Raw genomic sequence first — 13,271 nt, forward strand, 5'->3', positions numbered from 1 at the left:
CAATCTGCTTCCGAAGAGCGTACCAAGGTAATACTGAGTCACTTACTTTTTGAGATATACTCTATGTCCCACTCTATCACGGTGCCGTACTCACTCGGATACTGCCTAAATTCGGATCTGGTAGGATTCTCAGAACCGGTAGCACGGACGCTCCAATTAACCATTCGATGAGAAGCAGTGTTAGGGCATTCAGTGTTCTGCTTACTCAGTTTCTCCGGCCTCCTTTCTGTCTATCTTTACTATTTAGATCGTTGGAGTAACGTAAAACGGGTTATCTCGTGTTGTTACCCCCGTACCCTGTTAACCACTACAGGGCTACCCGTTGTTGTTATCTTGCCGCACGGCTTTCCGCTGTTACAAGGCCAGATCTTGGAACTCTTTATTGAGCAACCGCCCCTCGAATTTGATTTATTACTATGTAAGAATAGAAGATATTCAAATTCAACGATCTGGCGGAGCTATCGCGACAACACAGTGTTTCCCGCGTTCTTCAAGTCGGAGATTCGACCAGACATATGATTGCCTTCGGACCCGGCGAATCAACTCAAATTCGTCGGTCAACTTATGCAGGAGATTCACAACTTGGTCATATCCCTTCGCTTTGCTCCCGTAGCGTTCTTGGATCATTTCGAGTATCTCACCGGTAGTACTCTCTCTCGTGCCCCAATCTTCACCACTTGTCAGTACAGAGACGACTTGACTCATTCCCCTGCCATCATCCCACCGCCGAATATCTACATCCCAAACCTCAGGCCGAACCCATTCAGGAATTGCATTACTGTAGATGTATACGCGAGTTTCATTATCGCTCTCATCCACCTGCCGTCTAAATCGCATAGCGGCCTGTAGGACTTCGTTGTCTCGGAATCCACGTAGAATATCGTTGCCAACATCGCCGAAATCCAATTTGTTTCCTCGGAGTCGATTCCCTTCCTCATCCTCAGCCGGAACAGCAGGAGACCCCGCTAACGCGGCCCACTTCTGAATTTCGTGGTCACTCGGCTGTGGACTTCCAATGATCAACGCGGATTCAACACCGTCCAACGTATTCAGTCCCTTGAGGTTGCCATAGTGCCGCGATTCCCACTCCGGGTTCTGATCAACCAGCTTGAGATTACCAATTGCATTTTTTGAGGTGATGACGAAAGGAGCAGCCCCCTCAAGACGCGTGATCCCCTCAATCAGTGCCTGATCTCGATACCGATCGTCTCCTAAGGTTCCGTTTACCGGAACAGGAGTTTCCGCTAATTGAATCAACCGCAATCCAAGTTGACCGAGCCATTCCCGCTTCTCGGCATCGTTGAGGACCGAGATAGGTTTCATCTGCTTTCCGAGAATGGCACGCCACGCCTCAACTGACGGCGTTCCATCAAGGCCAACAACGGTTTTGTCTTCGCTAAATGGAAACGGTGGTAAAATAACCACTCGGCCATTTTTATCTTGAGCAATCACCGTTCCATCTCTCAGCGTCGCCCGTGTCCATTGACCGAGTTTCTTTGAGGTGAGAATTGCACGGGTGAGAATCGCACCGTATGCATCCGTCTTCCTCCAATATTTGTTCCAATTTTCTGCAACCGAGTCAAATGTTAACCATCCCGTTTCGTTCAACCACCGTTCAATATCCTTATTCTCTCTCCGTGTCCCGACAAGGTCGTCTCGCGTCGAGAATGGGAGCGATGAGTCTTCATCTAAGTACTGATTGATGGCAGAATTGACCGCGCCGCTGCTAAGTTCAATAAGGAGACTATCTCCGGGGAACTCGTCTATTACGACGTGACGTGACTCACTGTATGTCCTATCGAACAGGTGGACGTAGTGGCCGATGAGAATGTCATACTGATCGTATGCGTCCTCCTTGTCTTTCTCTTCGAGACGCTGAAGGAACTCGCAGGTCCCCTCCTGCTGACAGGGCAGGGGCTCGTCAAAGTGTTTCAGTGCATCCGTGTGGAGTTCTCGTGCTGAGTATCCCTCAGCATATTTTTGCTTGAATCTATTTGCCCACTTCTCACCGTGGACTTCCTCTCTGCCACCGGTAGAGCAAAAACGAATGAAGGAAGGAAGCACTCTGTAACTGACACCACGCTCTTCGCACTCCTTTTCGAGCTGATCGTAGAGGTCGTTCCTCGCAGTGAACACAACCAATTTCTCACCGCTCTCAGCCGCCCACTGAACTACTCCGGTACTCTTTCGCAGGGCTGGTAGAGCATCAACGAGCACGGTACCGCCTTGATTGAAGGCCCGTTCGATACCCTGTCTGCACTTCAGGTAGAAATCACTATTTTCAGTCATATTCTCAGGAGATGCGGCTGGCTCAGTACGCAGTTAGTCCGCAGAAGCCGCCTGCAATTTCTCCTCGACAATTAGTCGGAGTGTAAGAATATAAACTAAGTGGTAGTATCAATCTACGCACTATTATTCATTGATCAACTCAATAGCTCGTGAGAACTCAAGATTCTCTGGTATTCCCCCGCTCTGTAGACTCAGCATCGGCCCACTTTCCGCCTGAGTACGTAGATCTGACAGCACCCCCAAACTCTATTCTCTCCCTGAACCCAACCCTGCCACTCAGATTGACTCAGGACGAGCTTTTCAGAGTGGCCGAGGGTTATTTGATCGTGGTTGGAAAACGCCGTCAGAATCCCCTCAGACGGACGAAGTTGGTTGATTGTGGCCTATGGTCTCAAACTCTACTCGTCAACGGTTACAGTGCCGTCCTCTCTGAGGGTTACATCATACCCACAGTACGAGAACCGAATTTCACTTTTCGTGGTCTTTTGAGTATTAGACAGTGCGTCTAACGCATCCGGGTCGATTACTTCATACAACTGTTGGGGTAGCTCGCGGGGAACGGTTCCCATCTTGTCGGCTACAGCCTCAATGACCGCTGTACTCCCCGAATGTTCAGCAGCATTTGAGTCGTTCATTTTAGTCGAAACGGAATTATGCTTCCGATGTATATCCATTCGGGGCAGCGATAAAAACCTTTTTGATGGCGGTAGACTGCTCCTATCCAATTTTTGTCGTTGTGCATATCTGATTCTCCGGTGTGCAAGTTGTCATTCTTTAAATTGTGCAAGGCGACATTATGCCCGGACGGGACCCGAGTACATCTATAGACGAGGTCTTGAAAATTTTTGAACATAGCCCGGATAGGTGCGAACCCTTTACCGCACCACAAATAGCCGAGCTGTTGGCTTCCGATGTTCACCGGAACACCGCCCGCAACTATCTTCAAGACTTAGAGGCTCTTGGTGAACTCCAAACAAAGAAAGTCGGGGCCGGACGCGTATGGTGGCGACCCTGTGAAGGCGATTCAGTGTAGACGAGCAAATCTCAGAGGGGGTAACGCCACAGATCGTGGGAGAAAACTTCGGGAGTTCACTATGACATTTCAAGTAGAGTTTCTCGGGACCCCGTTTTCGACTTCCTCCGGATTGATCGAGACAAGGTGGATGCGGCTCTCGGATTGACCTAGTTGAGTAGAGGTTGGCCGTATCTTGGGAATGCCGTCAGAGTCCCCTCAAACGCACGAAGTTAGTGTCGCCTCGGAAAGACCACCTCGCCAATGGAGATGGTGACACTGAGGACCGGAGATAAATTCACAGTTTAGAGATAGAAATGATCCTTCACATATCCTTAGAAGGGCTATTTCGTGGAGTGGATCTGTTCCGTCTTGGAGAAAAGCTTATTACAGCCAAGGGTCGATTTAGAGGTACACTGGTTCCACGGTATACAATTGTGGGGAGAATTTGGCCGGATAAGGGTCTATAACGGGGGTTTGACGACTGATCCCCCAAGTCAGACTCAAGATCCGCTCTCGTAGGAGTCCGTGGGTTCAAATCCCTCCCCTCGCACATAACTCCGCGAGCGACAGCGAGCGGTATCTGCTGGACGGAGGATTTGAACCCTACCAGTCGCGCGCAGCGAACGGGCCGTATCAGTCGTCTGCGGTTCGGTCGGTCTCGGTGAACTCGAATCGCGCGCCGCCGTTCGGTCCGTCTCTGACGGCGACCTCCCACCCGTGAGTGTCGGCGACCTGCTCGACGATACTCAGTCCGAACCCGGTTCCGTTCTGATTCGAGGAATATCCCGTCTCGAAGATCCGTTCTCTGTCTGCATCGATTCCGTCGCCGTCGTCTTGGACGAAAAACCCGCCGTCCAGTTCGCCAACAGTGACGATCACGTCTCTCCCGCCGTGTTCGACGGCGTTGCGAATGAGGTTTTCCAAGAGCTGTTTCACCCGGTTCCGGTCGGCACGGATTCGGCGGTCGACGTCGATGATGAGCGTGGCATCGGCCGTGTCGACGGTCGACCAGCTCTCTTGAACCACCGTGTCGAGTTCGATCAGTTCGGTGTCGACATCGTCGGTGCCGTCCCGAGCCAACGCGAGGAGGTCGTCGATGAGCGCCTCCATTCGGCTGTGCGCGCGGGCGACGTGATCGAGATGTTCGCTGTCGCCCTCTCCTGCAGATCGGGCCAGTGTCAACCGCCCGGTCGCGACGTTCAGTGGGTTCCGGAGGTCGTGCGAGACCACGTTCGCGAACTCCTCTAACCGCTCGTTCTGTCTCTTCAGCTCGCGTTCGTTCGATTCGAGTTCGTTCGTCCGCTCCCGTAACTGTTCGGCGCGTATCCGTGCCCGGGTCTCCTGGACGCCGATCGACAGCCCGCCGAGCGAGCCGAGCGTCAACGCGATCGCCTGCGTTCCGACCGACCACTCCGCGGAGACGCCGGGGTGGAGGTCGCGCAACAGGATGAATCCGAACATCACGAGGACGCCCGCGAGAAGCCACGCGAGGATCCGGCCAAAAAACCGGGACGGGATCTCCGATCGGGGGAGCCAGTAACCGGCGTACACGAGGATGCACCCCGGAATCGTCACGAAGAGCAGATCGAACAGGACCACGGTGATCGGCCCGCCTCTCGCGAGCGCGAACCCGGCGCGGACGCTGCCGACGAAGAGCAGAAGACTCCCCGCAGCGAGCAAGAAAATCGGAACGAGCGGCGACCACGGAACTCCGGTCGTTCCTCCACGAAGTGCGTCCGGCAGTCCCATCGTAGCGACCGTTCTCGGGTGGCTGAAATATAGCTATGGTCTTCGAGGGACGTTACAGCGGTTCCGATAGCGCACCCGTTATGGAGGAGGGTGCGGACCGCAAACGGGATGCGGTTCAGTAACTGCGGATCTTCGGCTCGTAGCGCTTCTCCTCGCCCTCCAAGATCACCGGCTTGAACCACAGCTCCGGCGAGCCGTCGTTCCACGAGAGCAGCGTGTGCTTCAGCCAGTTCTCGTCGTCGCGCTCTTGGTACTCTTTCCGCCAGTGGGCCCCGCGGAACTCCTCGCGCACCAGCGCGCCGAGGGTGATCGCCTCCGCGAGATCGATGATGTTCCGGGTCTCGATCGTCTGCAGGAGGTCGGTGTTGAACGTCCGCGACTGGTCGGCGACGCCGACGTCCTGGTAGGCCTCACGCGCCTCGCGGATGTCGCGAAGCGCCTGCTTGAGCGCATCCTCCTCGCGGAAGACGTTGACGTTGTCCGTCATCGACTGCTGGACGTCCGCGCGGATCTCCGCGTGGTTCCGGCCGTCCTCGTTCGTCAGCAGCGACTCGATCCGCTCGGTGGCGCGCTCGGTCGCGCGCTCGACGAACCCGGCGGGATCGAGACCGGAGCCGTCGGCAACGGCGTCGCCGGAGGCGTCGGCCTCGACGTCCGGTTCGACGGCGCCGGGGTCGACGGGCGTCTCGACGTCGCCTGCCTCCCACTCGCCGCGCTTGCCGGTCGTGATCTCGGCCTCGCCGAGGTCCCGGCCGGCGGCGTGGTAACCGGCGCGCGCGCCGAACACGATGAGCTCCGGCAGCGCGTTGCCGCCGAGGCGGTTCGAGCCGTGGACCGAGGCGCAGGCGCACTCGCCCGCGGCGTACAGCCCCGAGATGCACGTCTCGCCGTTCTCGTCGGTCTCGATGCCGCCCATCGCGTAGTGCTGGCCGGGCTTGACCGGCATCGGCTCTTCGAGGGCGTCGACGCCCTCGAAGTCCTCCGCGAGGTGGAGGATGTTCTCGAGGCGGTCGATGATGCGCTCCTCGCCGAGGTGCCGCATGTCGAGGTGGACGTACTCGTCCTCGATGCCGCGGCCCGCGTTGACCTCGTTCAGCTCCGCGCGGGAGACGACGTCGCGGGAGGCGAGTTCGCCGTCGTTGCTCGCGTAGCCGTACTCGAACATGAACCGCTCGCCCTCGGCGTTGTAGAGGATACCGCCCTCGCCGCGGACGCCCTCGGAGATGAGCACGCCGGTCGAGGGGAGCGTCGTCGGGTGGAACTGGATGAACTCCATGTCCTCGATCGGCGCGCCGGCGCGGTAGGCCATCGCCACGCCGTCGCCGGTGTTCGACACCGCGTTGGTGGTGTGGTCGTACACCTGTCCGAGCCCGCCCGTCGCGAGGATGACGCCGTCGCGGGCGCGGAAGCCCTCGACGTTCCCCGACTGGATGTCGTAGCCGACGACCCCGTGACAGGTCCGGTCCTCGGGGGCGTCCTCGTCGCTGACGGCCAGATCGAGGACGTGCCACTCGTCGTAGACCTCGATGCCGCGCTTGACGAGCTGCTCGTACATCGTGTGCAGGAGTTGATGACCCGTCTCCGCACCCGCGTACGTCGTCCGCGGGAACGAGAGGCCGCCGAACGGGCGCTGGCTGACGCGACCGTCCTCCTCGCGGGAGAACGCCATCCCCCAGTGTTCGAGTTGGATGACCTCCTCGGGGCTGGTCTGCGCGAGCGTCTCGATGGCGGGGGCGTCGCCGAGGTAGTCCGAGCCCTTCATCGTGTCGTAGGCGTGGTCCTCCCAGGAGTCGCCCTCGCGGAGCGCGGCGTTGATACCGCCCTCGGCCGCGCCCGTGTGGCTCCGCACCGGGTGCAGCTTCGAGACGATGGCCACGTCCGCTCCCTCTTCTTGCGCCGCGATGGCCGCGCGGAGGCCCGCGCCTCCCGCGCCCACCACGATGACGTCGTGTTCGTACATAGATATCACCAGAATTTCAGGTTGTTCTTGACCGCCTCGCGCTTCAGCTCCTGAATGTGCTCGGTCAGCGGGATGTCCTTCGGGCAGACGTTCGTACAGGAGAACTGGGTCTGACACCGCCAGACGCCGTGTTCCTGTTCGAGGATCTCCAAGCGCTGCTGCTTCATATCCTCGCCCTCGCGCTCGTCCATCGTAAAGCGGTACGCCTTGTTGATCGCGGCGGGGCCGAGGTACTCGTTGTCGCCGGCGGCGATGTTACACGAGGACATACACGCACCGCACCAGATACAGCGCGTGGACATCTTCACCTTCTCGCGGTTCTCGCGGGACTGCCGCTGCTCTTCGAGTTCGCCCTCCGGGAGCTCGTTGGTCTGGAAGTACGGCTCGACGGCCTCCATCTGGTCGTAGAAGTGCTCCATGTCCACGACGAGGTCCTTGACGACCTCCGCGTGCGGGAGCGGTTCGATGCGGACCGGCTCGTCGAGTTCGGAAAGCTGCGTCTTACAGCCGAGGCGCTGTGACCCGTTGACGAACAGCGCGTCGGAGCCGCAGATCGCCTGCCGGCAGGAGTGCCGGAAGGTGAGGCTCGAATCGTAGGTGTCGCGAGCGTACATCAGCGCGTCGAGGACGGTCATCCCCTTGTGATAGGGGACGTGGAAGTCGTCGAAGCGCGGCTCTTTCTTCCCCTCGATCTCGGGGTCGTACCGGAACACCTTCAGGTGGTACGTCTCCTCGTCGGAGAGAGCCGCTTCGGCCTCCTCGGCCTGCCGCTTTTCCTCCGCTTCCGCGGCCCGTTGGCGTTTCTTCTCCATCCGGCGCTCTTGGGCGGCGGGTACCGTTTCGGCCTCGCTGGCGGACGATTCGTCTTCGGTCTGATCCGGAACTTGTGTGCTCATCTGTGGAGTCGATTACAGTGGGACGCCTCCGGCCCACGCGAGTGCGGTTCTGACGCCCTGGACGATCACGACGAGGCTGGCGACCGAGAGGACCACTTTCGCGGCGGTCTTTCGGGTTCCCGTGAGCCCTTGGTTGATGAGGGCGTTGTAGACGCCGTTGACGCCGTGGAACGTCGCGGTGAGGAGGAACAAGATCATGAGCGAGAAGTACGTCAACTCCTGCATCCGCGCCTGCGACATCGCGAACGTGACCTCGTCGGCGTGGTTCACGAAGTGCAGCAGGAAGAAGTGAAACGCGAGCACGACCACCAGGAACGCCGCCGTGATGCGCTGCCAGAGCCACCGGCGGCCGCCGACCTCGAAGGAGGAGTAGCGCTCGGCCATCAGCCGAACACCCCCGCGAGGAACGTCGGCACGCTCGCGACGGCGATCGCGCCCGTCAGGATCAGCGACGCGTAGAAGCTCTTGTCCTGCGATTCGAGTCCGACACCGAGATCGATAAACAGCAGTCGGAGCCCGTTGAGAATGTGGAAGACGGCCACCGACAGCAACCCGACCTCGAGGATGCGCACGAGCAACAGACTCTCCAGCGATTGGATCGTCGTCGTGTACGCGTCCGGGCTCTGAAGCGCCGTCGAGAGCACGGCGATGTGGGTGAACAGATATCCCACGAGCACCCAGCCCGTGAACTTGTGGAACACCCAGGCCCACATCCCCGCTGAGAACTCCCGCCAGCGGCCGAAGTCCTCGATGAGGCCCCGATTGTAATACTGACTCATACTCTCGTGAACGTCAGGTCGGACCCACTATAGAACTTACGTGTGCGACTTCGCAACGGCGCTCAGTGAACGCCGAGACAGCGTCGGGATCCGAGGCGGAAGCCGCGTGAGATCAGTCAGTAACCGACTCGCATCAGCGCGTTTCCGAACGGGTCATTCGGTGCGGTTCGTCTGCTCGCGCTCGACGACGCGGCGGACCTTGGGTTCGAGTTCGACGAGGTGACAGAGGGGGTTACCGGGGTACACCACGGGGTTCTCCAGGACGCCGACGAGCAGCCCGGTGAAGGGTGCCTCCACGGAGACGTTGTCGTCCTTGAACGGGTTCGTCAGCGTGCAGATCCGCTCGCCCTCGCGCACGAGGGAGCCGCGTTCGTGGTGCATATCGACGATGCCGCCCGCGTCTGCGCGGATCCACGTCTTCTCGTTGGCGTCGTCGATGACGGTGCGCCACCCCGGCCACCGGACGGCGGACGTTTCGAGGAGTTCGTACTCCGAGAAGACGCTCTGAACGCCTTCGAGCGCGTCGTCGATGAGCCCCCGCTGGAACCGGTGGGCCTCGCCCATCTCGACGGTGACCGTCGGAATCCCGACCCGCGTCGCCTCCGTACGGAGGACGCCGTCGCTGCCCTCGCTGTCGATGATCACGTTGGAGCCGTACGCCTTCGCCAGCCGTGCCACGGCGTCGTCGGACATGTCCGCGCGGACGTGGAGCATATTCGTCCGGCCGCGCGTCGAGGTGTGGAAGTCGATCCCGAAATCGCAGGGCGCGACGAAGTTGTCGAAGATCCGCGCGGCCATCCGCTTCGCGCTCGTCGAGTCCTCCCGGCCCGGAAACGATCGGTTCAGGTCGCGGTCGTAGATCGGGAGGTAGCGCTGCTGGGCCAAGAACCCGGGGACGTTCATCACCGGCAGACAGACGAGCGTCCCGGCGAGATCGGAGAGGTCCCACTCGTGGGCGACCTCGCGAACGACCTCGATCCCGTTGAGTTCGTCGCCGTGTGCGGCCGCCGAGAGGAACACCGTCGGCCCCGGGCGCTCGCCGTTGATGATCGTCACCGGGATGCGCACCGGGTCGCCGAGATACGTCTCGCTGATCCCGTACCGAAGGTTCTGACGCTCTCCGGGGTCGACCTTCCCGCCGTTGTACGTGAAGGTCTCGGCCGTGGTCATACCCGAAGTCGGACATCCGACGGGATAAACGCTCGCACCCGGGGACGGTCGAGGTCCGACCCCGCCGCGTCTCGCTCGCGTCTTGCGGTCTGTGACGCTCGTCGGATGGGACACGCTCACGTCGACCGATCGCGCGATCGATCGGCACCCCTTTTATCGTATGCTCGAATACGATTCAGTATGTCTACTGACGGCGATCCGGTGCGCGTTGGCGTCCTTTCACTCCACAACAGCAAAGAGACGAAGGCGATCCTCAATGCTGTCGACGACCTCGGCCACGAAGGCGTGTGGCTCCGCCGCGAGAACGCGGCGATCAGCGTCGACGACGGCGACGTCACGGTCGAACCGGAGGTAGACATCGTCGCCAACCGACTGCTGCTCTCGAACACCGAAGAACCCGCAGAGCTGCTCGGACTGGCGACGACGTTCGAGCGGATCCGCCCGATGCTCAACGAACCGGCGTCGGTGCTCACGGCGATCCACAAGTTCGCGACGGCGGCGACGCTCGCGAACTGGAACATCAAGGTCCCGGACGCGCTCTTGGCGCTGTCGAACGACCGGCTGAACCAGGGGCGGGACCGGTTCGGCGAGGTCGGCGTCTACAAGTCGGCGATCGGCACCCACGGCGGCGGCACGTGGAAGGTCGATCTCACCGAACCGGTGAACCCGAAGGTGGGGAGCCGGCAGGCGTTCCTGCAGGAGCTCATCGACCGCGACGAGGAGAAACACCGCGACCTGCGCGTCTACGTCGTCGACGGGGAGATCGTCGGCGCGATGTACCGCTACGCGCCGGAGGGCGAGTGGCGGACGAACGTCGCGCTCGGCGGCGACGTCGTCGACGCGACCGACGATATGCCGACCGAGGCCAGAGAGACGGCGCTGTACGCTGCCGAGGTGATGGAACTGGACTACGTCGGCGTCGACCTCATCGAGGGCGAGGACGGCTGGTTCGTCCTCGAAGTCAACCCGACCGCGGGGTTCAAAGGCCTGCACAAGGCGACCGGTTGCAGTCCCGCGCCGTACATCGCCAAGCTCGCGATCGAACAGGCCGGCGGCGAAGTCGACGACACGCGCGTCGAGGAGCTTTCGGCGACGCTCGACGACTCCCGCCCGGCCGGGATGCCGCGGACCGACACGGGTCCCGTGGGCGACCGCCCGACGATCGGCTACATCGAGGAGGTCGTCGTCTCCGGGACCAGCGGCTCGACACAGGCGAAAGCGAAGTCCGACACGGGCGCGACGCGGACCAGCATCGACACGTCGCTGGCCGCCGAGATCGGCGCGGGCCCGATCAAGAGTATGACGCGCGTGAAGTCCGGCTCCCTGAAGACCGGGAAGGCGCGCCCCGTCGTCGACCTCGTGATCGGTATCGGCGGCACCCAACACACCGTCACCGCGAGCGTCGAGGACCGCTCGCACATGGACTACCCGCTACTGCTGGGTCGGGACATCCTCAAGCACTATCAGGTCGACGTGAACCGCCGCTCCGACGACGGCGGCCGCGACGACGCCGAACGCGAAGAGGAGTACCTGGAGTAGCGGCGGTCGCCTCGGCCCGAGCTACGCCACGAGCAAAGTGAATGCGAACAGCCGGCACTCGCGGCACGACGAGGTGATCCCCGCCGTCGCTCCCGCGTCGACGTGCCGGGCAACCGCCTCCCGACGCGGGCCTGTCGGCGACGCACGCCCCCTCTGGCTGCGTCGTCGCGTATAAACCTACGGACGCGACGGAGCCGTCCCGCCCGGCAGTAATTTAAGTATCCCACAACCAACTACCGCGTAGATGGGTACCGAGCGCGTCGACGCCCTCTCCGATGAGCTCGAAGCGTGGGTGGCCGACCGAGCGGCCGCCGCGGACCTCACGCGCGAGGAGTTCCTCCGTCGCCTGATCGACGCCCACCGGCTGCTGGACGAGCGCGGCGAACCGGGCGAGTCCGCCGCCGTCGGCGAACTGGAAACGGAGGTGCGCGACGTCGAACGACGCGTCGCCGCCGTCGAAGACGAGCTCGACGAGAAGATCTCGGACGTCCGCCAGCGCGTCATCCAGGTCAAACGCGAAGCTGACGCCAAGCGTCCGAGGAGCACGACCACCCGGAGCTCGAACGCCGGCTGAACGCCGGATTTCAGAACTACGAGTCGATTCTGGAGAACCTCGCCGACTCGGCCGAGGCGCACGACTCGAAGCTCGACCGGCTCGGGTCGGCGGTCGTCGACGCGCGCTCGCGGCTCGACGCCGTCGAGCGACGACTGGAGCGGCGCGACGCGGCCGCGGAGCTCAAACGGGAAGCGAACCGCGCGGGAGTCACGACGGCGACCTGCGGAAACTGCGACGAGGCGGTCCACGTCGGTCTGCTCGACGAACCGACGTGTCCCCACTGCGGCGCACCGTTCGACGGGATCGACCCGAAGCGGTTCTTCTTCGGGACGGACTGCCTGACGGTCGGGACGCCGCCGGCGATCGAATCGGGGCCCGAGACGGAGCCAGCGGACGCTGAGGACGACGGGGTGACCGATCAGTGACCGACGACGATACTCGCCGGCCGGAAGACCGCACAGCGCGCGGGGCGGATCCAGCCGACGCCCAATCGGAGGCCGAGACGGACGATTCGACGGACGACGACGCGCCGCTCTCGGACTTGGCCGAGCGACTCTCCGAGCGCCGCGAGAAGCGGACCGGGGAGGCGACGGACGACCCCTTCGAGGAGATGTCGATCCCCGAGATCGACGGCGAGGCGCTCTGGGAGGCCGTCGGTGTCGAGGGCGAGGACCGGTCGCCGGGGGCCGGTCCGTTCGCGGACACGGCGGCGACGCCGCTCGACGACGAGACCGACGACCCCGAGCACGTCGTCGAGAAGGAGACCTACTGCCAGAAGTGCCCGCACCTCGCCGACCCGCCCGAGTTGGCGTGCACGCACGACGGGACCGAGATCGTCGAGGTCGTCGACAGCGAGCGCTTCCGCGTCCGGAACTGCCCGATGGTCGAGGAGTAGGCGGTCGTCGGGGGACCGTCGAACGGAGCACCCGAGAGACACTTGTGTCCGCGTCGAGAAAGAGCTACCAATGCAGTTCTGCGACGACTGCGGAACGATGATGGTCTCGCGCGACGGGACGATGGTCTGCACGAACGACGACTGCGGCGCGGAGGCCGAACAGGACGAGGAGTTGGCCGCGCAGTTCGTCTCCACCGAGGAGCAGAGCGACGACGACGTCATCGAGACGACCGAGGACGCCAACTTCGAGGGGAAGCCGACGGCGACCGACGTCGTCTGCGACGAGTGCGACAACCGAGAGGCGTGGTACACCATCAAGCAGACCGGCTCCGCCGACGAGCCGCCGACTCGGTTCTTCAAGTGTACGGAGTGCGGGCACCGGTGGCGAGGGTACAACTAAACACCCACCTTTTTATTCGGGGG

Annotated in this window: 12 protein-coding genes; 4 read left to right on the top strand and 8 right to left on the bottom strand. The window is 61.6% G+C overall.

The window, feature by feature from the left end; genetic code table 11:
* Positions 1-441 precede the first annotated feature (441 nt).
* From ACP99_RS18415 to ACP99_RS18450, 8 genes are all read right to left on the bottom strand, one after another.
* Complete coding sequence (locus tag ACP99_RS18415) at positions 442-2,289, bottom strand: hypothetical protein (protein WP_049987980.1); 1,848 nt, start codon at positions 2,287-2,289, stop codon at positions 442-444.
* 398 nt (positions 2,290-2,687) lie between these two features.
* The gene (locus tag ACP99_RS18420; protein ID WP_049987981.1) at positions 2,688-2,924 is read right to left on the bottom strand and encodes a HalOD1 output domain-containing protein; all 237 of its coding nucleotides are present in this window, start codon (positions 2,922-2,924) and stop codon (positions 2,688-2,690) included.
* A gap of 1,013 nt (positions 2,925-3,937) precedes the next feature.
* Complete coding sequence (locus tag ACP99_RS21570) at positions 3,938-5,053, bottom strand: sensor histidine kinase (RefSeq protein WP_049987982.1); 1,116 nt, start codon at positions 5,051-5,053, stop codon at positions 3,938-3,940.
* Positions 5,054-5,168: 115 nt separating this feature from the next.
* On the bottom strand, positions 5,169-7,013 hold the full coding sequence (locus ACP99_RS18430) for an FAD-binding protein (RefSeq protein WP_049987983.1): 1,845 nt from the start codon (positions 7,011-7,013) through the stop codon (positions 5,169-5,171).
* Between the two features lie 5 nt (positions 7,014-7,018).
* A complete protein-coding gene (locus tag ACP99_RS18435) occupies positions 7,019-7,909 on the bottom strand; it encodes a succinate dehydrogenase/fumarate reductase iron-sulfur subunit (RefSeq protein WP_049987984.1) in 891 nt (296 codons plus the stop codon).
* A 12-nt stretch (positions 7,910-7,921) separates the two neighbouring features.
* Positions 7,922-8,293: a succinate dehydrogenase gene (locus tag ACP99_RS18440; RefSeq protein ID WP_049987985.1), complete on the bottom strand. Its 372-nt coding sequence runs from the start codon at positions 8,291-8,293 to the stop codon at positions 7,922-7,924.
* Positions 8,293-8,688, bottom strand: coding sequence for a succinate dehydrogenase, cytochrome b556 subunit (gene sdhC, locus ACP99_RS18445; protein ID WP_049987986.1), 396 nt, complete (start codon positions 8,686-8,688; stop codon positions 8,293-8,295). The genes ACP99_RS18440 and sdhC overlap by 1 nt, the downstream gene beginning before the upstream one ends.
* A gap of 153 nt (positions 8,689-8,841) precedes the next feature.
* Positions 8,842-9,858, bottom strand: a complete 1,017-nt coding sequence (locus ACP99_RS18450; RefSeq protein WP_049987987.1) for a succinylglutamate desuccinylase/aspartoacylase family protein — start codon at positions 9,856-9,858, stop codon at positions 8,842-8,844.
* A 180-nt stretch (positions 9,859-10,038) separates the two neighbouring features.
* Between ACP99_RS18450 and ACP99_RS18455 the strand changes: the two genes are divergently transcribed.
* The 4 genes from ACP99_RS18455 (at position 10,039) to ACP99_RS18470 (ending at position 13,248) form a co-directional block, all read left to right on the top strand.
* Positions 10,039-11,397 carry a putative ATP-dependent zinc protease gene (locus ACP99_RS18455; RefSeq protein ID WP_049987988.1) on the top strand — a complete coding sequence of 453 codons (1,359 nt, stop codon included), beginning with the start codon at positions 10,039-10,041 and terminating at the stop codon, positions 11,395-11,397.
* Between the two features lie 244 nt (positions 11,398-11,641).
* Entirely contained in the window at positions 11,642-11,971 is a 330-nt protein-coding gene (locus tag ACP99_RS20275; RefSeq protein WP_049987989.1) for a hypothetical protein, read from the top strand.
* Positions 11,972-12,374: 403 nt separating this feature from the next.
* The gene (locus ACP99_RS18465) at positions 12,375-12,848 is read left to right on the top strand and encodes a hypothetical protein (RefSeq protein ID WP_049987990.1); all 474 of its coding nucleotides are present in this window, start codon (positions 12,375-12,377) and stop codon (positions 12,846-12,848) included.
* A gap of 70 nt (positions 12,849-12,918) precedes the next feature.
* Positions 12,919-13,248 (top strand): transcription factor S, encoded by a 330-nt coding sequence (locus ACP99_RS18470; protein ID WP_049987991.1) that lies wholly within the window; start codon positions 12,919-12,921, stop codon positions 13,246-13,248.
* Positions 13,249-13,271: the final 23 nt, after the last annotated feature.

Origin of the sequence: Halobellus rufus (assembly GCF_000739575.1) — an archaeon.
Lineage (GTDB): Archaea > Halobacteriota > Halobacteria > Halobacteriales > Haloferacaceae > Haloquadratum > Haloquadratum rufum.

Excerpts from the sequence above, each read along its gene's own strand:
- ACP99_RS18415 (WP_049987980.1), bottom strand. The coding sequence starts at position 2,289 with ATGACTGAAAATAGTGATTTCTACCTGAAGTGCAGACAGGGTATCGAA.
- ACP99_RS18420 (WP_049987981.1), bottom strand. The coding sequence starts at position 2,924 with ATGAACGACTCAAATGCTGCTGAACATTCGGGGAGTACAGCGGTCATT.
- ACP99_RS21570 (WP_049987982.1), bottom strand. The coding sequence starts at position 5,053 with ATGGGACTGCCGGACGCACTTCGTGGAGGAACGACCGGAGTTCCGTGG.
- ACP99_RS18430 (WP_049987983.1), bottom strand. The coding sequence starts at position 7,013 with ATGTACGAACACGACGTCATCGTGGTGGGCGCGGGAGGCGCGGGCCTC.
- ACP99_RS18435 (WP_049987984.1), bottom strand. The coding sequence starts at position 7,909 with ATGAGCACACAAGTTCCGGATCAGACCGAAGACGAATCGTCCGCCAGC.
- ACP99_RS18440 (WP_049987985.1), bottom strand. The coding sequence starts at position 8,293 with ATGGCCGAGCGCTACTCCTCCTTCGAGGTCGGCGGCCGCCGGTGGCTC.
- sdhC (WP_049987986.1), bottom strand. The coding sequence starts at position 8,688 with ATGAGTCAGTATTACAATCGGGGCCTCATCGAGGACTTCGGCCGCTGG.
- ACP99_RS18450 (WP_049987987.1), bottom strand. The coding sequence starts at position 9,858 with ATGACCACGGCCGAGACCTTCACGTACAACGGCGGGAAGGTCGACCCC.
- ACP99_RS18455 (WP_049987988.1), top strand. The coding sequence starts at position 10,039 with ATGTCTACTGACGGCGATCCGGTGCGCGTTGGCGTCCTTTCACTCCAC.
- ACP99_RS20275 (WP_049987989.1), top strand. The coding sequence starts at position 11,642 with ATGGGTACCGAGCGCGTCGACGCCCTCTCCGATGAGCTCGAAGCGTGG.
- ACP99_RS18470 (WP_049987991.1), top strand. The coding sequence starts at position 12,919 with ATGCAGTTCTGCGACGACTGCGGAACGATGATGGTCTCGCGCGACGGG.